The sequence below is a fragment of the Halalkalibaculum roseum genome, assembly GCF_011059145.1.
GTDB lineage: Bacteria > Bacteroidota > Rhodothermia > Balneolales > Balneolaceae > Halalkalibaculum > Halalkalibaculum roseum.
Genome location: NZ_JAALLT010000002.1, coordinates 824,904 through 847,051, shown reverse-complemented (window position 1 = coordinate 847,051; position 22,148 = coordinate 824,904). Strand labels below are relative to the sequence as shown.

Sequence of the window (22,148 nt, the reverse complement as noted above, 5' to 3'; positions counted from 1 at the left end):
TTAAATGGCACCGGAAACACAGGTACATTTTAATAAACAGTATTTGGAACAAGAGGTCAGGAAGTTGGCCTCTGATCAGGTTGTTACGCTTTCCAAAAAACCGCTTCAAAAAATCGATCCCATTCTTAGCTCTTCCCGTGAAGTACTCATTGATACTTATCGTGAACTGGCATCGGCTGCAAAAAAACAAAAAGAGCTCTCCACAGCAGGGGAATGGCTGATTGATAACTTCTACATCATCCAGGAACAAATTGTAGAGCTGAATGAGGATCTGCCATATACCTATTATGAAAAACTGCCAAGATTAAGCGAAGGAAACTTCAAAGGTTACCCTCGTATCTATGAATTGGTACAAAAGCTGGCGGCAATCAGTGATAATATTATCGATAAAGAAAATACGTTGACAGCCGTACAGGCCTATCAGAATGCCTTCACGCTAAAATTGGGTGAGCTTTGGGCGGTACCGATAATTGTTAGATTTGCACTGATTGTTCGTTTGGCAGAACGTTCGCGAGAGCTTTTGAAACAGAGAAAGCTCACTGAAAAAGCGAATAGCAGTCTTGAAGTAATTTTGAATAGCCGTTCGGATGAGCCCGGCTATGTGCTTAGGAAGCTCTCTGAACTGGACTTCGATGAATGCGATGACCGTCAGCTCTTTCTGACCATATTGGCCAGGAAACTGCAGGCAAGGGGATTATTTACGGATACCGAACGTCAATGGTTCGATTATCAATTCAGCAAGCTTGATACTACCCTTGAAAAATGCCTCCGTTCACTTGCCCAGAAAACCTCCCAGTTGCATTTGAGCATACAGAATGCCATCTCATCCCTTCGTAAGGTTTCTGAAAGCAGCTGGGCAGACTTTATTGAGCGCTGCTCAGTAGTAGAAAAAATTCTCAGGCTGGATCCTGCAGGCTATTACGCTGAGATGGACTTTAAAACAAGGGATACGTACCGCAAGAAGATTGAAAAATTGAGTTCTCACTCCAAGTTTACTGAAGATGAAGTGGCTGAAAAAATACTTCAGGTGGCAGAAAGCAGACTTGAGCCGAACACTGAGACTGCCAAGAAGGAGGCGCATGTAGGATATTACCTAATGGATGAAGGTTATGATGAAATCCTGGATGTGCTTCAATATAAAATGCCCTGGCTGGAACGTTTCCAGCGTTATATGGAGAGGCATAAATCAGGCTATTTCCTATTTATTTTTTTCCACCTGATCACGTTCCTGGCCATCGTAAGTATTTTTTCAAATTACATTGGAGCACCGTTATGGCTTACAGCTACAGCTTTGGTAGTTGCCTTTATGCCGGCTCTGGAGTTATCGGTGGTCTCCACAAATCGGATTTTGGCTTTCTTTATTCCACCCAGAATTTTGCCGAAGATGGAGTTTGCAGGTGAAATTCCTGACCGGCACCGTACCATGGTAGTAGTACCGACCCTGCTGGGCTCTGTGGAAGATGCATTGGATCAGATTGAAGCCCTTGAAATAAGAGCAATGGCAAATCCCGGTAGATGCCTTCAATTTGTTTTGCTATCCGACTATCATGATGCCCCGGAAGAGCACATGCCTAAAGATAAAGAGATATTAAACGCAGCCATAGAGCGTATTGAGGAGCTGAATCAACGCCATAACTGCAAGTACGGGTCTAAATTTCACCTTTTTCACAGAAACAGAAAATGGAATCCCGTACAAAATTCGTGGATGGGGTGGGAGCGTAAGAGAGGCAAGATTGAAGAGTTGAACCACCTATTACTGAATCCGGATGCCGAAACGGATTTTTTTCCGCTTCAGAAAGAATTCCTTGAGGGTCTCAAGCATGTCCCGGTGTCATATGTCATTACCCTGGATGCAGACACCAAGCTGCCACCGGATAGTGCAATAGACCTTGTCCGTACAGCGGCGCATCCATTAAATAGGGCAGAGATGAATGAAGCCGGAAATTTAGTGAAGCATGGATACGGTATTATCCAGCCAAGAATTTCAATTCCTCCCAAATCGGCAAATCGAACCTGGTTTTCTAAGGTTTTTTCCGGAAATGTCGGTATCGACCCATATACAACGGCTGTTTCCGATATCTACCAGGATCTGTTCGGGGAGGGGGTTTATACGGGCAAAGGACTCTACGATGTCAGGGCATTTCATGCAATTCTTGATGAACGATTCCCTGAAAACACGGTGCTTTCACACGACTTGCTGGAAAGTACCTATTTGCGGGCCGCACTGGTCACCGATATCGAGCTATTCGATGATTATCCATCCACCTATCTAAGCTTCAGCAGGCGCAATCACAGGTGGATAAGGGGAGACTGGCAAATTGCCCAGTGGCTGTTCTCGCGTGTTCCCGCCCAGGGATTGGAAAAGGACAAGAATCCAATAAATAGTATTTCTAAGTGGAAAATATTTGACAATTTAAGAAGATCACTTAATCCATTTTTTATACTGGTTTTCCTGTTGGCTGACTGGTTGTTTTTGCCGGGTTCGCCTCTGATAGGTACTATAGCTGCTCTCGGAATTATTGCCTTTCCTATCTACTCCAGTTTCTCAGTGCAGATATTCACCCGACCCACCAGGGTAGCATGGAAACTCTATTTTGAGAAAGTAAAAGCCGATATGAAGGTTAACACCCTTCAGGCCTTCACAACGCTGATGTTTATGCCTCATCAGGCATATGTGTCGCTTGACGCAATAGTACGAACAGTTTGGCGCATGGCAATTTCGAACAGGCTTCTTCTCGAATGGGTATCTGCTTCACAAACCGAGAAGCAATCCAATGCCGGAATGATTAAATATTATCGCAAGATGTGGCCTAACATATTCTGGTCATTACTCTGTGTTTCCATGGCTGTTCTATTTGCTACCCAAGTGTTGTATCTAATTATACCTTTTGCTTTGCTGTGGACATTCACTCCTTACTTTGCATGGTGGATGAGCAGAGAACTGAAATCAGAAAAGCCGGAATTAAGTAAGGAAGACCTCCGCGAACTTCGCATGTTTGGACGCAGAACCTGGCACTTTTTTGATCGATTTGTAACAGAAGAGCATTCCTGGCTACCACCCGATAACTTTCAGGAAGATCCTTACCTGGGCAGTGTTAATCGTACATCTCCTACCAATATCGGACTGTCTTTAACGGCACTGATAGCAGCTTATGATTCAGGCTATATAGCCTTAAAAGAGTTGCTAGATAAAATTGGAAATACATTGGGGAGCATGAAGTTTCTGGAAAAATATAATGGTCACTTTTATAACTGGTATGATATTGAAAAACGTGAAGTATTGCATCCAAGGTATATCTCCACCGTGGATTCAGGAAATTTGGCCGGTTCTTTGGTAGTGGTAAAGCAGGCCCTTCAACAACTCAAAAATGCTCAATGGCCCAATCCTGCATTTTGCCAGGGGCTTAGGGAAACTCTTTGGGTGCTGGAGGATATCTTAATCACCCTGCAGCAACATGTAACCTCTTCGGAGCTTTGGAAAGAGATAGAAATGACCCTTAAAGAACTCAAAGAGGCTCTACCGGGTGAAGGCGTAGAAAATATTGTCAGGTGGAAAGGAAAACTAAACCAGTTAAAAGCTATAGCGATTGAATTGGATGCCATTGAAATTAAGCAACTTATTGGTGAAAAGAGCAGTTCAAAGGTTACTGACATAGAATTTTGGTTCGGACGTCCTTTTAGCCAGATTCAGCTTATGCTTGACGAAATAAATGAAGTAGAAGATGGTGAGCACTTCGAGGGTTGGTCTGCTTATGAAGGAAAAGAGTTATTGCTAGAGGATTTAAAAGCAGAGCATGTTGTCAGTAATTGGCAGGCAAGATTACGTAAGTTTGCCGGTTGGTGTGACGAGATGATCTATGAAATGGATTTCAACCTTCTTTATAAGCGGGATCGCAAACTATTCAGCATAGGCTATAACGTTGATCGCGCTTCGCTTGATGAGTCGACATACGATCTCTTTGCAAGTGAAGCCCGAATGGCATCCTACCTCGCTATAGCAAAGGGGGAGGTGTCGCCGGAGCATTGGTTCAGTCTTAGCAGGAGGCTGACCAGTATCAACCGCAATGAGATTCTTCTTTCCTGGGGTGGTACAATGTTTGAGTACCTCATGCCACTACTCTATATGTCGCGATATGAAGATACCTTGCTTAGTAATACCTACGATAACGTTGTGAAATGGCAGGAGAATTACGGCAATTCCCGAAACTACCCATGGGGGTTTTCAGAAAGCGGATACGGTGTTCTGAACCTGGAGCTTCATTACCAGTACCGGTCATTTGGTGCACCCGGTTTGGGATTGAAACGCGGTTTGGCTGAAAATTACGTGGTTGCACCCTATGCCTCCATGTTAGCTCTGATGGTAGACCCCAAATCCTCTCTTAAAAATTTGAGAGAGTTAAAAAAAGAAGGAGCATTTAGTCTATACGGGTTCTATGAATCTATCGATTATTCAAACCGGGTAAACGAGTCAGAAGGCGACAAGACCATTGTGAAAATGTACATGGCTCATCACCAGGGAATGATTCTGCTATCACTATCTAATGTACTGAATAGCAATAGGATACAGAATTTATTTCATAATGATCCATTGGTTCAATCCTGTGATTTATTGCTGCAGGAACGCATACCCAGAGGAATACCCATTAAAGAGCCCAGACCCATTGATGTTGAGCTTGAACCCGGTAAGAAAAAAGAGGGTCAGGTGGAAGTGGAGCACGCCGGGCAGGAAAGCCTGACCGATGCACCACCCAGAACACATATTCTATCCAACGGCCACTACTCCACGGTCATCACGCATACCGGTTCCGGATATTCGTATTGCGGAAATCTTACCCTCACGAGATGGAGGCCTGACAAAGTTTATGATCCCTACGGTTTATTCTTTTACATCAAGGACCTCGAAACCAATGAATATTGGTCGATGGGCCACACCCCTGTAGGCAGAAAGGCCGATCGTTATGATTCCTGGTTTCATCCTGGTAAAGTGCAAATTGCACGTGTTGATGAATGGACGGAGTCATTTATGGAAGTTTGCGTATCTCCAGAAGACAATATTGAATTACGTAAACTTACTATTACCAATTATGCTGACCGTAAAAGAAAGTTTGAGATCTCAAGCTACACAGAGATTGTGATAAATGAACAGGAGACCGATCTGGCTCACCCGGCGTTTTCAAATCTGTTTGTTCAGACTGATCACATACCCGAACATCATGCGCTTGTTGCCCAGAGGAAACCTAGAAGTGAGGATGAAAAACCTGTCTGGCTCGTACATACCCTTGCTGCGGAAGAAAGCGACAATGGATCAGGTCCGATGCAGTTTGAAACCGATCGCGGTGCCTTTATAGGTAGGGGCAGAGATCTGAAAGAACCTGTGGCAATGGATATGGGGCATCGTTTTGAAGGGACTCTGGGCAATGTGCCGGATCCAATTTTTAGTATCAGAAAAACCATTGATTTGAAACCCGGTGAAAAAATCAGTCTGACATTTGGGCTTGGAAAGGTAAACAATAAGGAAGAGGCGATAGCTATTGCCGATCGCTACGATAACCCCTACGCCACTGATCGTGTGTTCGAGCTGGCTTCCCTTTATGGTAATGTTGAGCTTGATCACATCGGTTTGAATGGGCATCAGGCCAATTATTTCCAAAAGCTCTCCGGAGCCATGATCTATGGCTGTGAAAGGCTGAGAGCCGGTGAAAATATCTTGAAGAAGAACCGAAAGAAGCAGCCCGGCTTATGGTCTTACGGTATTTCCGGTGATTTGCCCATCATAATATACAGCATCCACGATACTGAGTATCTGCGTAATGTTGAATTGCTCTTGAAAGCTCATTCCCTCTGGCGCTTGAAAGGGTTTGATGTCGATTTGGTCATTATTAATGACCATCCGCCTTCGTACATCGATGAGTTGCAGGATTCTATCCATGACCATATACAGAAATCGATGGAGAGGCAGAGGGTTAATAAACGCGGAGGTATATTTGTCTTGCGCAGTGATGAGGTGCAGCCTGAGGACCGGGTATTACTCTTTAGCGTGGCCGAAGTAGTATTGGCAGGGCACTTGCCCAAACTGAAGTTTGGAGAGCTTCACGCTGAAAATATGGAGCGAGAATCCCCTCGGAAAACATTCAAGCCGATAGATCTTCGTGATAACGGCGGAAAGAGATTCACGGATCCCGACGAGTTGATGTTCTATAACGGGTATGGCGGCTTTACTCAAGACGGGAAAGAGTACGTCATACACCTGAACGCAAAGCGTAATGAAAAGGATCTGACCTATCCTCCGGCTCCATGGATTAACGTGATAGCTAACGAAGAGTTCGGATTTTTGTCATCTGAAACGGGCTCCGGTTATACCTGGAGCAGGAACAGCAGGGAAAACAGGCTAACTCCCTGGTCTAACGATGCGGTTATGGATCCGCCCGGAGAAGCACTATTTATCCGTGATGAAGAGAATGGCATCTATTGGTCACCGACTCCGAAACCCATACCGGGATCTGGCCACTATGAAGTGCGTCACGGGTTCGGATATTCAAAGTACAAAACCGAGACGCTGAATATCGAACAGGAGCTAACGGTATGGACAGCACCCGATGATCCGGTTAAAATCATCAGGCTTGAATTGAAAAACACCGGTTTGTACCAGCGAAAACTTAGACTCTTCCGATATCTGGATTGGGTACTCGGTGTATTTCGACACAGATCATCCAAATATGTTCATACGGAGTGGCATGGCAATACTGAAGGCATTCTTGCCAGAAATTATTACAATAACGAATTTGCCGAACAGGTGGCATTTACCGGTCAGTTTAGCTCTACGAAGCTACAGGAACTGCAATTCACTTCCGACAGGCTGCAATTCCTGGGTAAAAATCAAAGTCTTAAAAATCCGGTGGTACTTGGGCAAGATATACCTCTTAACGATAAATTCGGAATTGGATTTGATCCCTGCGCTGCAAGCAGTGCCGTAATAGACCTGGGTTCAGGGAAAAAGTGTTTGGTATACTATTTACTTGGAGAGGCCGAATCAGAGGATCAGGCCATAGAACTGCTTAAGAAGTATCATAATCAGACACAACTGGAGCAGAGCCTAACTCATGCCAAGGAGATGTGGGATACCAAGCTTAATGGCGTACAGATCGCTACCCCGGAGCTTGAATTCAATTTCCTTGCGAATGGCTGGCTTCAGTATCAAAATATTGCATGCCGTATGTGGGCACGAACGGGGTTCTACCAGTCAGGCGGGGCTTACGGTTTCCGGGATCAGCTGCAAGATTCATCCTCTGCTATATATATCGATAAACAATTGACGCGCAATCAAATAAAACTACATGCCTCACATCAGTTTGAAGAGGGAGATGTGCTGCACTGGTGGCATCCACCGACTGACAGGGGGACACGTACACGAATTTCGGATGACTTGCTATGGCTTCCTTATGTAACAGCACTCTATCTTAGAAGAACGAATGATATAAAACTGCTTAAGGAGAGAGTCCCCTTTGTTAGGACTCGATCCTTAAATGATGGGGAACAGGAAGCTTACCTGGAACCGGAGACTACTTCTCATAAGGCAAGTATATATGAACACTGCTGCAGGGCTATTGATAAATCCTTAACCAAAGGAAATCACGGGCTGCCTTTAATGGGAGCCGGTGACTGGAACGACAGTATGAACAGGGTCGGTGAAAATGGTCAGGGAGAAAGTGTCTGGTTGGGGTTCTTCTTGTACAAGATTCTTGATGACTTCCTGCCTATATGCAAAAAGCAGGGTGATGAGGATCGGGTTGAAACCTATAAATCCTTCAAAACAGAACTTAAAAAGCATTTAAACAGTGAAGGATGGGACGGAGAGTGGTATCGCCGCGCTTTTTATGACGACGGAACACCACTGGGTTCTTCAGAGAATGACGAGTGTATCATCGATGCTATTGCACAATCGTGGGCTGTAATTTCAGGAGCAGCAACGCCTGAAAAGGCAGCCAAAGCACTGGAATCAGCGGAAAAACACCTGATTTCTGAATCCGATGGTTTGATTAGGCTGCTGGTACCGCCTTTTGAAAGCACAGAAAAGAATCCCGGATATATCAAAGGCTATATGCCGGGTGTCAGGGAGAACGGCGGACAGTATACCCATGCTGCAGTCTGGCTGGTTAGAGCCTTGGCCGAAAGCGGGTACGGCAGGCGTGCGGTTGAATTGATGAAGATGCTTACCCCGGTAACACATAGTCTTAACAAGGAACAGGCTGATCGTTACAAGGTAGAGCCTTATGCTGTAGCGGCTGACATTTACGGAGAGCCTCCCTTGACAGGAATGGGGGGTTGGACCTGGTATACGGGTTCTGCAGGGTGGATGTATCGTGTGATCCTGGAATCTATACTCGGCTTAGAAATTGTAAATGAACATACCCTGTTGATTGATCCATCCATAAGTCCCGACTGGAAGGAGTTTTCGATATCGTTAAATAATCTCGAGAAAGGCACTCGCTATGATATTAAGGTCACAAATCCGGATGGGTTGGAAAAAGGAACACTGGAGGGCTCCGTAGATGGGAAACCGATACCGATTTCAGGCGGCAATTTTAAAATAAAACTTAAGCAAGACGGCAAAACCCATCACATTACCCTAAGTATTCAGAAAAAGGCCTAATGTAGGGGAATTCCTTACAGGAGGTTTATTGAGCACCGCACAGCAATTTCTTGTAGAATTCAGTACTGTTTAAGTAACAATATCATCAGGCTATTGCTTCTCAAATGTTAAGGATTAAACCGGGTAGGTAGCCATGAAACCGATCAACGTATTAATAATTGAACAGAATATTTTAGCACGACAGGCTATTAGAGGGACGCTACGCAAGTATTCCCAATTTAATGTCACAGGAGCCTTTGGCGATGTCGATCAGATTGAGAATAAAGTAAAAAATTTAAATCCGGATATTATTTTACTGGATATCGAAGCTAAAGAAGGCCTTGATTTACTGAAAAAACTGAAGACCTCTTTCCCAGATTGCCCGGTAATTGTTTTGAGTCGCCGTACTCGGGAAGGAGCAAAACTGGCTCTTGAGGCGCTCGAAATTGGGGCACTTGATTTTATTACCAAGCCGAGACTTGGGCAAAACCTACTCTTCGCCAGTGGTCATTTTAAAAAAAGGCTGGTACCCATTATAGAAATGACTGCCCGTTTGTATGCCGAGGAAGGCGAATCGGGACAAACGAGAAGAAAATTAATACAAGACTCAGGAAGAAAAAGCTTAAGAAGAAAGGATTTGAAAAGGCCAAAACCCAGGGTCCTGGTCATAGGGGCCTGCACAGGAGGTCCGGCGGCCCTATCCGAACTGATATCTCAACTGCCTGAGAATTTTGATATTCCCATTGTCATTGTTCAACACTTTCCCAAGTATTTTACTGCTGAGCTTGCAGAGATGCTCAACCGAAAGACCTCATTGGAAGTTAAAGAAGCAGTTGAAGGTGCTAAACTGGAGCCGGGCATAGTTTGGATTGCTCCGGGAGGCTACCATTGTGAAATTAGCGGATGGAGCTGCAAACCGGTCTTAACAGTTCATAAAGGTCCGCGTGAACTGGATGCACGCCCTTCAATTAATAATCTTTTCCGATCGGCAGTGAATATCTATGGTAAGGAGATTCTTGCTATTCTGTTAAGCGGCCATGGAGAAGATGGCTACGAAGGACTCAAATGCGTAAACAGGGCGGGGGGACTGGTTATGGTTCAGCACCCTGATTCCGCCTTAGTACCCGATCTACCCAGGCAGGCATTGAAATCCGGACTGGCTGATTACCAATTGAGTCCGGGCAGAATCGCGGAATTACTCACTGAGATATCAGGTGCCAAATCCTATTCCAGGGAAAAAAATGCAAATAATATAGATTCAACAGAAACACTAAATCCCCATAAAATTTCATAGAAATAATTATCAACTAAAATATAGGTGCTTACATGATTAGCAGAATTTTGGTTGCTTTGGATCTGGATATAGACACGCCCTTGGCAATGAAATATGCCTTAAAGCTGGCTAAGAAGTTTGAGGCTTCTGTATCGGGCCTGGCGGTGGTTGATACGGCCGACATAGCTGTACAGGTAGGTGGAGGGGCTATCGGCACCATCTATTATGCCGACGAAATGCGCAAGTATATGACCGAAGATTCAACCAGGGAAGCAGCTGAGCTCCTGAAGAAATTTGAAAAGCTGGCAAATAATGCCGGTGTGAAGCATAATCAACTGATGGAGGAAGGCGTACCGTACGAACGGATCATTGAAGACTTAAAATATCACGACTTGCTCGTTATAGGGAGGGAATCACATTTCTTCTACAATCGGCCGGCAAAGGAGACTGATACACTGGCAGATATCGTGAAAAAGAGTACGGCCCCCACACTGGTGGTCAATAAATCATACCGGGATGTGAACCGTGTGCTTATAGCCCATGACGGGAGCACGGCTTCGGCAAGGGCCCTTCAATGGTTTATTCAGCTGCAGCCTTTTGGAAAGGATCTGGAAATGGAAGTCGTCCATGTATGCGATCTTGATGACGAAACTACGGTTGACAAATCCAGAATGCTTTTACACCTGGTGAATGACTATTTGAAAGCACATGGCTATAAAAATATCCAGGAAAAATTACTCGAGAGAGGAGATACCGGTGAGAAGATCATCAGTCACGTTAAGGAATCCGGTGCTGACCTGGTTATCATGGGAGCCCATTCCATGAGTGCCATTCGCAGGCTGACTTTTGGGTCGACCACTCACGAGCTGGTCACTAATAGTCCTGTACCGTTGTTTTTGAGTAATTGAAACCCCATAAATATTGATTTCAACAAAAGAGGACACTACGGATACAGTAAAAGAGCAGACGGCCTCAGCAGAGTCGCTTAAACAACCTTGGGCATTACCTATTGAAGAGGTAGTAGACGGTTTGGAGGTACGCCCGGAAAAGGGTCTGAAAAAGGACCAGGTACAAAAGCGTCTCGATACGTACGGATACAATAAGCTCAGGCAACATCGCAAAAAAAGCTTATGGGCAATACTCTGGGACCAACTAAAAAGTCTGATCATACTTCTGCTCGTGGTCGCAGCGGTGGTTTCCTTCCTGTACCGTGAGATAATTGAGGCTTGGGCGATTATAGCCGTCATTATCATCAATACTGCAATAGGTTTCTTTACTGAGATCAGGGCAGTACGTTCCATGGAGGCTCTCCTGGAAATGGGCAAAGTAAAGACCCGGGTTCGCAGAAATGGCGAAATACGAGAGATTGATGCAGAGGGGTTGGTGCCGGGTGACATCGTGGTAGTTGAGGCCGGGGATATTATTACAGCGGATATCAGAATCACGGAGAGCTCAAAACTTCAGGCGGATGAATCAGCTCTTACCGGTGAGAGCATGCCGGTAACCAAAGATACGGAGCCTCTGGCAGACGAGACCATATTGGCCGAACGAAGAAATATGCTCTATAAAGGTACTGCCATAACACGCGGTTCCGGTGAAGGCGTGGTTGTATCAACAGGTTTGAATACAGAGCTGGGAGGAATCTCCTCATTGGTGGAAGAGGCCGAATCGGAACAGACTCCACTGGAAGAGAGGTTGGATAAACTCGGATATCGTCTGATTGCCCTAACGCTTCTTGTAGCCGTATTCGTGACACTGTCAGGAATTATTTCGGGCAAGGAGATCTATCTCATGATTGAGGTGGGAATTGCATTGGCGGTGGCCGCCATACCCGAGGGATTGCCCGTAGTTGCCACTATTGCGCTTGCCAGGGGAATGAAGCTCATGGCTGAAAGAAATGCACTTATCAATCGACTGTCTTCCGTTGAGACACTTGGGACTACCGGCATAATCTTTAGCGATAAGACCGGGACGCTTACCGAAAATCGCATGACGGTTACCCACTTTCTTTTCAGAGACCGTGAGATAGAACTGGAATCAGAGGGAGATAAACCTTTCAGGGAGGGAGCTGAGGCAGTTGATCCCATAGAGGATGAGCAATTGAGACTGGCTCTTATGACCGGCGCGCTCTGCAATAATGCGTCACTTACTAACAATAAATCGGAAGAGGCTTCGGGTGATCCTTTGGAAGTGGCACTGCTGAGGGCGGCAAGAAGGGCGGGGCTTGAGCGAAGTGATCTCACTTCCCGATACCCCGAGGAGCGGGAGGAAGCCTTCGATGCCGAAGTTAAAATGATGGCTACCTGGAACAAGATCGGTGAAGGTGAACATCGAATTTTTGTCAAGGGAGCACCCTCCGAAGTATGGCAGCATTGCCGTTATGTGCAGACTGCCGGCGGCAAAAAAGAGTTTGATGATGAGGAAAAGGAATACTGGCGATCCGTTAATAACCGGATGGCTGAGAACGGCCTCCGCATCATCGGTTTGGCATATCGCGATACGGATAGTACCAAAGATGATCCATATAAAGATCTGATTTTCATAGGTCTGATCACATTATTGGATCCGCCAAGGACGGATGTCAAGCCATCCATAAAAAAATGCCAGCAGGCAGGCATACGGGTGATTATGGTAACCGGAGACCAAAAGGAGACAGCCCGGTATATTGCTAAAAAAGTTGGCTTGGAAGACGATCATGAGGCCGTAGTAGTGCATGGCTCCGAACTGCCGGAGGAAGGAGACCTGGTAGATTCTATCGACGATGATCATTCTCTTAATCATGCCAATATTTTTGCCCGTATCAGTCCCGGGCAGAAACTGGATCTGATCCAGCTGTACCAGGATAAGGGAGAGGTAGTCGCAATGACCGGCGATGGTGTGAATGATGCTCCTGCTTTAAAAAAGGCAGATATCGGCATTGCAATGGGGCAGAGAGGCACACAGGTTGCAAAAGAAGCAGCTCATATGGTGCTAACTGATGATAAGTTCTCGACAATTGTTTCCGCTATTGAACAGGGACGTATAATATTCGGTAATATAAAACGATTTATTTTCTACCTGCTCTCCTGTAATGTTAGCGAGGTGCTTATTGTCGGACTTGCCACTATTGCCGGGGCTCCCTTGCCGTTGCTGCCTTTGCAAATTCTTTTCTTGAACCTGGTGACTGACGTATTTCCTGCCCTAGCCCTGGGTGTCGGAAAAGGAGAAGAGGGAGTGATGAATCGTCCTCCTCGTGAAGCGGACGAGCCCATATTGATTAATAAAGACTGGCTGGGTATTGGTGGATACGGACTATTGATTACAGCGGCTGTTCTCGGGGTTTTATTTTATGCTTTGGCTCATCCTGAGTTAAACCAAAGGGAGGCTGTCACCATGTCTTTTCTCACACTGGCATTTGCACAACTGTGGCATGTATTCAACATGAGGACGGATGGATCCGGTATTTTTGATAATACTATCACCCGGAATCCTTTCGTATGGGGAGCTTTAGCACTGTGTGTGGTTCTTATTCTTTCAGCCTTGTATATACCGATGCTTGCTGAGATTCTGCAGGTAGTACCTCCCAATTTGATAGAATGGATGATTGTTCTGGGTATGAGTATAACTCCTGTGATAATAGGTCAGTCCATAAAATGGTTATGGCATAGATCGTGATTCCTGATATATTTGTAATAGGTTTTTAGAAGGCAAATTCTAAAACAGGCTACGCTTATCTATGGATTCGAAGTTGCTTCAATTTCTGGAAAGTCCGGATTCCTACAGTCATGCTCCCGAAAGTGTCGAGCATGTGCAGACCCATATCTCCCACGTATTTATCGCAGATCCTTTTGTTTATAAATTTAAAAAGCCGGTTAATTTTGAATTCCTCGATTTCAGTACGCTTGAAAAAAGAAAGCATTACTGCCACCGGGAGGTAGAACTAAATAGGCGCTTATGTGATGATATTTATCTCGGAGTCGTTGAGATCAGAGAACAGGGAAACACGTTTATGATTGAGAGCAATGAGGAAGGGTCAATTGTTGATTATGCCGTTAAAATGAAGAAATTGAGGGAAGAATATTTTTTGCACTCACTCATTGACAGAAATGAACTTAACCGGACTCACCTAAACCGAATTACAGATAAACTTTCGGATTTCTATAATAGTCAGAATCCAGGGGAAGAGATCAGGCAGTGGGGTGAAATTGAGAAGATAAAATATAACACAGATGAAAACTTCCGGCAGACTAAGTCTTTTATTGGCGAAACCATAGATGAAAACAGCTACCGGTCTATACAGAAATATACCCGTGAATATTATGATAAATTTTCTGCACTGTTTGAAAGCAGGATCAAAAATAATTGCATCGTCGACGGACACGGGGATCTCCATCTGGAACATATCCATATAACGCCTGAGAAAGTCCGTATCTATGATTGCATAGAATTTAATGATCGATTCCGATACGGAGATACTGCTGCAGACCTGGCTTTTCTGGCAATGGATCTCGACTTCAACAGGTGTTCCGGGGAAGAACGCTATTTCATGAATCGAATGGCTGAGCTGCTGAATGATTCCGATCTGCTTGTTCATCTTGATTTCTATAAGTGCTACCGGGCTTATGTAAAGGGAAAAGTGAAAAGCCTGCAATCTACTGAAGAAGAGGTTGGGCGGGAGAACATGGAGAAAGCCCGAAACAGGGCGCGTGAATATTTTGATCTATCCCTGCATTATGCAACTTTGGGTTCAAGAGCAACAGTTCTGGTAATCATGGGACGGATTGCCTCCGGGAAAAGTACCATAGCATCAGCAATAAGTAATAAACTTAATATTGAACACTATTCTTCCGATCGCATTCGCAAAAGGATAATGGGAGTACCCCTTGAAGAGCGGGCAGATGCTTCAAAAAGAGAACAGCTTTATAGCAAAGAGATGTCCCTTAAAACCTATGAGCGGTTGCTTGAGGAAGCAAAAAAGCATCTGGAAAGCCGCGAGAGTGTAATACTTGATGCTACTTACAGCAGGAGGGAAGAACGGCAGAAATTTATTGAACAGATGGGTTCTCTAGGAGCTGACTACTGCTTCATCGAAGCCAGGGCAACCGATGAAGCCATTAAAAAACGGCTGAAGCTAAGAGAACAGGAGGAAGGGATTATCTCAGATGCTCGCCAGGAAGACTTTGAAGAGTTAAGTAAATACTATCAGTCACCTGATGAGATTGCAGAAAGCCATATCATCAGGATTGAAACAGAAAGTAGCTTGGATGAAACATTATTCAAGCTGTACGATAAGCTCATAACCCGGAACCTGAATAGCGTAATGAAAGAAATTGGGGAAAGGTTCTAATAAAAAAAAGAAACCGGAGCACACTTTAAAAATTCCTTGTTGGGAATTTATCAAAGTAACCAGCGGATCAGTTTTTCTGGTTTACCAGCTACCATACCGTAGTACAATTTCTAGCTGTGCTCTTGATAACCAATATGTCAAAACGTCTATAACCATTATAATGAAGCAAAGGGTATGCGTTTGTAGGTTTTCTCCCTGATGTGATGTAAGGTTTTACCCTAATTCAAACCCCGTAGGAAGGGTAGGCAAAACGTCCATCCGTATTGTTAAAGGCTTATTGATGGAAACCTGCGTAGAAGAAAATGCAATTTCATAAATAGAAATCATACTACAGATCCCGGAACACCAAGTAGGACGGTTTGCCAAACCGTCCCTGCCAAATTAAGGTAGTTTTGACCACCTACTCAGTCATAACTTTTCCCTTGGCCTCTTCTCAACACTTTTCTCAGGGCTCTTGGTACTGAATCGCTCCAAAATATGAATCAAGGCAGGAAGCACTATAAGAGAAGCCAGAAGAGATAGCATAATTCCCAATATGGCCAATTCCCCTATAGAACGCATTCCCGGGTGAATGGAAAAGAGAAGTCCCCCGAAACCAACTACGGTGGTCATGGCACTGACCGAAATGTGTTCTCCGGTAGACCTCAGCACTTTTTCAATCGAATCCTTTCCTTCTTCCAGATACCTGTGCACGATATGGATTCCGCTATCATCACCGATTCCAAGCACTGTCGGTAGTACCACCAGGTTATAAAAATTGAGTTTCCAGCCAAGGTCCGGCATGATACCGAACATCCATAAGAAACTGGCGCCTAGTGGAAACAAGGCAAGGAGCACCCACTTTACCTTGTGAAGAATGATCAGTTTAAAGAGAATAATTATTACTATTGTTAGCGTCACCATGAGTGGTGTTTCTTCGATCATCAGTTCCAGCATGTCCGAAGCGACGATGGAAGTCGAACCGGCATAATATACCTTCCCACCGGGCAGGGTAACTTTGCCGATATCATCCGCAAAATTCATTGAGTTCCTGCCGTCTGAGAGTCCCACAGAAGGGTAGATTATCACCAGGTTACCTACTTCCCCGTCTTTGGATGTGAACGGACTTTTAAGGAAATCGGGAACTTCTTCCAGGCTTATAATTTCCCTTGTGGTAGAGGCTTTTCTTAACCTGTCGAGCTGGTGATTTTTATTCTCCAGGAAGGGATCTGCCAGCAGATCACGAATGTCATCGATACGTTCGAGCTTTGCCCTCGCAGCTGAATCATTCATAGGGAACCGGTCCTGGAAAGTCTCAACTTCCCTCACTGTCGGACTCAGGGTATCTTCGCTTGCACGCTCTTTAAGTATCGATGCAACCAGAGGGGCGTCATCAGGTTTATCTACAATGATGTAAGCTGAGTTGCGGGTCTGTTTATTGCTGTAGGCAGTACGGGCTTTGCTGTTTACCTCGGTGAAACGTTTGTATTCGGGTTCCAGACTGCCGAAATGATACTCAAATTCGATATTCTTAACATTGTAACCGGCATATAAGATGCTGATAACCGCAAGTACCAACACGGTTACCGAGACGTAGAATGTGCGCCTGCTGCTACCCAGTTTCATTCGGTTATTTTGTGATTTTACATTATGTACCGGTGTCTTACTAAGATTCAATAGCCTCATCCTTTCGAACTGCACCAGCAGGGCAGGCAGTGAAACGATATAGGCAATAATAGCAAACAGGATACCTATGCCTGCAATGAAACCGAATTCACTGAACCCTTTAAACTCAGCTATCATCAATATGAAAAAAGCTGCTGCCGTAGTTATGCCTACTACCGTGATAGCCTGTCCCGTGGTCATGAATGTTTTGTAAGCTGAGTCCTCCACCGACTTACCATGGCCACGTTCCTCCATATACCGGGCAAAAAAATGAATGCCAAAATCAATGCCCATACCGAAAAGCAGAAGTCCCAGGGTGGAGGTCATTATATTCAGGTTGCCAAAGGTGAGATAGGCAATACCGAAGGTCCAGCAGATACTAAAGGTCAAGGGCAGGGCCATTATGATTGCGATGACGGGCATTCGCGGTAATTCCGAGACCATAAGTTTAAAAGAGATTTGAGAACCGGCCCTGATGCGATAATTACGATAAAAGAAGTAGGCGACGACTACACAAAGTAGCATGAGCACACCCGCCCCGAATGAGCTCTTTACATCGGCTGTTATGGTTTCCACTTCAATAAGGGTACGCAGGAAACGTCCTGCGAGCGTGATCTCCATTTCAGGATCATAGGTTGTTGGAGATAGGTCATCTACGACGTTTTGAAGCTCACCATAGGAACTGCGTATAAATCTGATATCCGTTTGCGACCCGTTGGGAAATAATTTAACGACCAGTGTCAGGGAATCTTCTGAGAGATAATACTCAGACCCAACCAGTTCGTCATACATCTGCTCAAGTTCCCGTCCAACTGAATCGGTTTCGCTTTCATCCTCTTCTTCAAGCTCGATATAAAAGGGATTTGCTTCTTCTTTGGCTTGTTGAGCAACATCTTTCAGATACTGTTCCAATTTATCCAGTTCTGATTCGGTTGCAAAGTATAGAGCATTATTCTGTAGGAAATTGATCTCTTTACGAAATTCAGCGCGGGTAAAATATGGCGCCGAGATCTTTGGCAGTTTGAGCTTCATCGCGCGATCAATCAAATCAGCCGCAAATTCTTTATTGGCTGGAAGAGAGGGACTCTTGATAGCCACGGCCACCTCATTCTCAGCACCGACCTGTTCGCGAAGTTTCTCAAGCGCCTGAACACTGGGGTAATCTTCCGGTATCAGTTTTGCCAGGTCATTATCAATACGGAGATTGTACGCCAACATAAATCCTACCAGCGCAGTAATAAAACTGACTGCCAGTATCCTGAGCGGGTACCTTGCAGTATACCTTATAAAAGGACCAAGGTATGCAAACAGGCGTTCAATCATGTCATTGTGCCGTACCGCTTGTTTTCTTACCGGTGCTTTCCAGCCATATGTAATAACTCAGGCTGCCCAGTCCGAAGAAGAGCAGCAAGGCATTTAGAACAAAACCGATAAACGGCAGGTTGGTAAGAATCGCAATGATGATCATTCCCAGGGCAAGTCCCCAGTAGTAGGTAGAAACCTTCGGTTCGCCCTTGAAGTATAGAATGGCCATAACGCCAAGAGTTAATGCCACGAGCAGATATCCGGTAAACAGAGCCAGGATGAAAACCAGCAATAGCAGGATAGAAAGCGGAATGGTTAGTACCGGAAGCATCAGCAGGGCCACGGCCAAGGGGACACCGATAAATGTGAGGAGACCGACCCCGGTATTTTTCCAGAATTTTTCTGTGGCAAATCGATGGATATCAATGGCCTTTTTCTGAAATATCCTAAGAAGAATCATACCGGTGATCAGCACTGATAAATAAAATATAATCTGAGATACGATGATAAATACAATGGGTGCTTCCTGAACATTCAAGGTGAGGTCGGCAGGAACTACGCCCAGATTTTCCCGGTATAACGTTTCCTCGCTGGTGATGGTTGTTCCCAAAGTAGCTTGGTACTCATCTCCAAAGGCAACATTATTGCTGTAGAGATCGGTAAATTGACCGACTTCCCCGTTTAGGGTCAGTTCTTCGCCGGCAGCCCTCAGCCACCCATCAATTTTGCCACCTTCAAGCACAATCGTTTCACCGGCTAAAGCCGCATTACCCTCGATACGGGCACCTTCGGTGATACGAATTTCTCGTGCAGCCAGAAAAGCATCTCCTTTTACAATACCGTTTATAATGATGGTTTCACCTGCAGCCATCAACAAATCACCGACTTCTCCGTCAATAATTACCTGTTGGCCTGCTATGATAGCATCGTCGCTTACCATGCCTTTCAGCATCATAAAGCGTCCGGCCGATAGAAAATCATTTCCCAGCCAACCTGACATTTCAACGGTTTCTCCGGCAGCAATCAATTGTTTTTGGATGGAATCAGCCTCCTGTACCTGCACGAGACTACCGCTCTTGTAAATACTACCCTGGGCTGATGCAAGAAACGGCATGATGATGAGTGATAACAGAACTAAACCCGACTTTTTCATAACAGATCTCTTTAAATTCGTGGAATATGAGCTGCTTAAATCCTTCCTTTGCAGGTATATATAAAAAAGCGGCAGATAGTATGGTGTAGCGATAGTGAGGGTTTTCTTGTAAGTAAATACCCTATAAAATCTTGAAACTGCATGTGACGGGGTAGAAGTGAAGAGAAATGATCAAACCTCGATAAATAAAAAAACCCCGGCCCTCTCACTGGCCGGGGTCACCCCTAACTGCTGATGCGTCTTCATCAGCACCCATGCACTCTATGCTTAATTATCCTGCATCTCTCTTATCATAAATTTTATTGAGTGCATGTACACTCATGCCTCCAATAATCATTAGTCCGATCAAAGAGATCAACATGATCTGGTCGACGTTTAAATTGATGAATAGCTCAGCCATGTATAATTCTCCTGATTATCAGATTAACGTTTCTATTTCATTTAATAACTCCGGTTGCGGTCAGGCATCCGGAATAAACCGGTATGGCAGCTCTCAATTTGCCATCAAGACCATACCTTTTTTCTTATGTGGGAATGTGACGACCGAAATCAAAAAGGTTTACATTAGAAGTTTTTTAATATCTGTAGTGGTTACGTCGTTTTGATATTTTGGCGGTATAGGAGCTTCTAGCTGCAGGGAATCAACATCCAGGGTCATGACCGCATGATGACCTAGGCAGGCATCTTGAGCAAACCCGGTGATGATTTCTAGAAATTTTCTAGCGCCAAATTCTCTCTGTTTACATATTTGCTCGATGCATCGAATCTCAGAGATCAGCTTATTGTAATCAATGCTGCCACGGGCAGCCCGTGTCTTAATGAGTGTACCCAGCTTTCGTTCAAAACGTGAACGAAAGGCAGGTTTCCCCAAACATTCCAGGTATATCCGCTTGATATCGTGTTTCATTCCAAACATATCTGAAGATAGGGAGGTAGGGTGACAGATCATGTCATCCGTATTGACATCGTTAGTGATATGAATGAATACGGTCACCGGTCGATGAAATGATGCCGTATAGCCATCATGTTTTAAATATGTATATTGTTGGCTTTGATAAACTTGTGTGCAACTAGAAACACGCGAATTGAGGGATGACAACGATCCAATGAAGGTTAATCATCATCCCTCATTATGTCTTGGTGAGGAGGGTTATTTTTATTTTGCGCTCTGTAGCACCGTCTCTTTTGATGATTCTGTTTTTCAGAATTTGAATCTATATTAATACAATTTTATTTGCATCGATAATTGATTTATGAACAGGTTCAGAACTTTTATGAACGCGATCAATCGCAGGTTGATTTTTGCTATACTGATTTGTGTTGCTTTACCTCTATTTCTCAATAGTTCCCATTCTTCCGCGCAACCATCACCTGAAATGAACGAGGGTCCTCAACTTATGAACCGTAGTCTCCTTTTTACGGATTTGGATACTACGCGAAATCGCATGTTTATTCTGCTGGAAGATGGACTTTGGGAATACCGATTAAACAACAAAACCTGGCGTTTCCAGGACTCTCTTTCTTCCTTGGCCCTTGAGATTGAGGATTATGAGTTTGGCTACGATACTGTTAATGATAAGATCAAGCTTTGGCACAGGGGTGTTGGTACTCTGTATGAAGTTGATCCGGATACTTACGAGATAACCCGTAGAGATGAATCGCATGTGCATCGGAATCAATTTTCACACCAGCCTTTTTTCAGGCATGGTACTGTTTATGCATTCGGTGGATACGGTTACTGGTTATGGAAAAATTATATAACCTATTTTAATAATGATCTTGAAGAATGGAATATCCAAAATGTACATCCTCAATCTGAGGTACCTGAGCCAAGAATACCGGAGACGGGTATTTATATTCCCTTTGAAGATGCCTTTTATTTCTTCGGGGGCTATATACCGGAAGACAAGGACCGGGCTGATGATCAATTTACGCGCAGGCTGGAACCTAATGATGTTTGGAAATTTTCATTCGAAGATGACAACTGGACAAAATTAGGATCGGTTCCTGCGGCCTATGAGTATTACCGTGGGTCAAAAAATCGCAGGTATGGACGCATTAATAAGGTGTCCGGTTCTTTTTACAGCGATTCAAGCAAAATCTGGTATATACCGACGGCATCCGAAGGTAGGGGAGATTTGGTAAATTTTGTGCCCGTTGACTTGAAAAGCGGAAAGATTTTAACCCCGATTGTATTGGATTCGGGTTTGAATTCAGATGAATTCCTTCCTGCAAATTTTCATTTTGATCAGCGAAATGGGAAGGTGATTATCGTGGGATTAAAAAAAATTACAAAGACGGATAGTTATCCCATTGAAATCGTTTCGTTCGCAGAAGATTCTATGCTCTCCGGGATTCAAGACCGGTCGGAGACATCAATCAGGTCTCAATTTCTTTATGCGGGCGGATTTATACTACTCTGTTTTGTGCTTTTGCTTTTGTATTGGAAACGAAGGAGCAGGGTGACAGTAAACCTTGATTCGATCAATAAGATGAGTGATGATTTTAAACATGAAGACTGGCTCAATAATCAAGAGAAAAAAATGCTGGATGTTCTTCTAAAATCGGACACCTTTATGGAAACCAGCGAACTGGAAGAACGAATCTGGGATGATATTGATAATTACGACTACCGGAGGAAGCTTAGAAATGAGACCATCAATGCCATTAATAGAAAATTCAAGGAGCACTATAATACCTCTGCGGACCTGATAAGCAGGATAAAAGATCCTGAAGACAACCGCAGGTTTTTGTATGGGGTCGACGAAGAGTTTATTAGAGATCGTTAATATTTTTACAATTCAATCATTGGTAAGAA

Annotated in this window: 10 protein-coding genes; 6 read left to right on the top strand and 4 right to left on the bottom strand. The window is 44.4% G+C overall.

What is annotated here, in order from left to right:
• Window positions 1-4 precede the first annotated feature (4 nt).
• From G3570_RS07930 to G3570_RS07910, 5 genes are all read left to right on the top strand, one after another.
• Window positions 5-8,650, top strand: coding sequence for a GH36-type glycosyl hydrolase domain-containing protein (locus G3570_RS07930; RefSeq protein WP_165140989.1), 8,646 nt, complete (start codon window positions 5-7; stop codon window positions 8,648-8,650).
• 133 nt (window positions 8,651-8,783) lie between these two features.
• Complete coding sequence (locus tag G3570_RS07925) at window positions 8,784-9,923, top strand: chemotaxis protein CheB (RefSeq protein WP_165140987.1); 1,140 nt, start codon at window positions 8,784-8,786, stop codon at window positions 9,921-9,923.
• Window positions 9,924-9,955: 32 nt separating this feature from the next.
• Window positions 9,956-10,810: a universal stress protein gene (locus tag G3570_RS07920; RefSeq protein ID WP_165140985.1), complete on the top strand. Its 855-nt coding sequence runs from the start codon at window positions 9,956-9,958 to the stop codon at window positions 10,808-10,810.
• Window positions 10,811-10,823: 13 nt separating this feature from the next.
• Window positions 10,824-13,556 (top strand): cation-translocating P-type ATPase, encoded by a 2,733-nt coding sequence (locus G3570_RS07915; RefSeq protein WP_249066799.1) that lies wholly within the window; start codon window positions 10,824-10,826, stop codon window positions 13,554-13,556.
• Between the two features lie 61 nt (window positions 13,557-13,617).
• On the top strand, window positions 13,618-15,228 hold the full coding sequence (locus tag G3570_RS07910) for a bifunctional aminoglycoside phosphotransferase/ATP-binding protein (RefSeq protein WP_165140983.1): 1,611 nt from the start codon (window positions 13,618-13,620) through the stop codon (window positions 15,226-15,228).
• A gap of 408 nt (window positions 15,229-15,636) precedes the next feature.
• On the opposite strand, the gene G3570_RS07905 is transcribed toward G3570_RS07910, so the two are convergent.
• The 4 genes from G3570_RS07905 to G3570_RS07895 form a co-directional block, all read right to left on the bottom strand.
• A complete protein-coding gene (locus G3570_RS07905) occupies window positions 15,637-18,195 on the bottom strand; it encodes an efflux RND transporter permease subunit (RefSeq protein WP_165140982.1) in 2,559 nt (852 codons plus the stop codon).
• A 1-nt stretch (window position 18,196) separates the two neighbouring features.
• Window positions 18,197-19,330: a bactofilin family protein gene (locus tag G3570_RS07900; RefSeq protein WP_165140980.1), complete on the bottom strand. Its 1,134-nt coding sequence runs from the start codon at window positions 19,328-19,330 to the stop codon at window positions 18,197-18,199.
• 271 nt (window positions 19,331-19,601) lie between these two features.
• The gene (locus G3570_RS16485) at window positions 19,602-19,730 is read right to left on the bottom strand and encodes a hypothetical protein (protein ID WP_282958225.1); all 129 of its coding nucleotides are present in this window, start codon (window positions 19,728-19,730) and stop codon (window positions 19,602-19,604) included.
• A gap of 159 nt (window positions 19,731-19,889) precedes the next feature.
• Entirely contained in the window at window positions 19,890-20,324 is a 435-nt protein-coding gene (locus tag G3570_RS07895) for a hypothetical protein (RefSeq protein WP_165140978.1), read from the bottom strand.
• A gap of 403 nt (window positions 20,325-20,727) precedes the next feature.
• Here G3570_RS07895 and G3570_RS07890 point away from each other — a divergent pair, with 403 nt between their 5' ends.
• Complete coding sequence (locus G3570_RS07890; protein WP_165140976.1) at window positions 20,728-22,119, top strand: Kelch repeat-containing protein; 1,392 nt, start codon at window positions 20,728-20,730, stop codon at window positions 22,117-22,119.
• The last annotated feature ends 29 nt before the right edge of the window (window positions 22,120-22,148 follow it).

Bases quoted from the DNA above. Each gene is read 5' to 3' on its own strand.
- G3570_RS07900 (WP_165140980.1), bottom strand. From the start codon at position 19,330: ATGAAAAAGTCGGGTTTAGTTCTGTTATCACTCATCATCATGCCGTTT.
- G3570_RS07905 (WP_165140982.1), bottom strand. From the start codon at position 18,195: ATGATTGAACGCCTGTTTGCATACCTTGGTCCTTTTATAAGGTATACT.
- G3570_RS16485 (WP_282958225.1), bottom strand. From the start codon at position 19,730: ATGGCTGAGCTATTCATCAATTTAAACGTCGACCAGATCATGTTGATC.
- G3570_RS07890 (WP_165140976.1), top strand. From the start codon at position 20,728: ATGAACCGTAGTCTCCTTTTTACGGATTTGGATACTACGCGAAATCGC.
- G3570_RS07920 (WP_165140985.1), top strand. From the start codon at position 9,956: ATGATTAGCAGAATTTTGGTTGCTTTGGATCTGGATATAGACACGCCC.
- G3570_RS07910 (WP_165140983.1), top strand. From the start codon at position 13,618: ATGGATTCGAAGTTGCTTCAATTTCTGGAAAGTCCGGATTCCTACAGT.
- G3570_RS07930 (WP_165140989.1), top strand. From the start codon at position 5: ATGGCACCGGAAACACAGGTACATTTTAATAAACAGTATTTGGAACAA.
- G3570_RS07925 (WP_165140987.1), top strand. From the start codon at position 8,784: ATGAAACCGATCAACGTATTAATAATTGAACAGAATATTTTAGCACGA.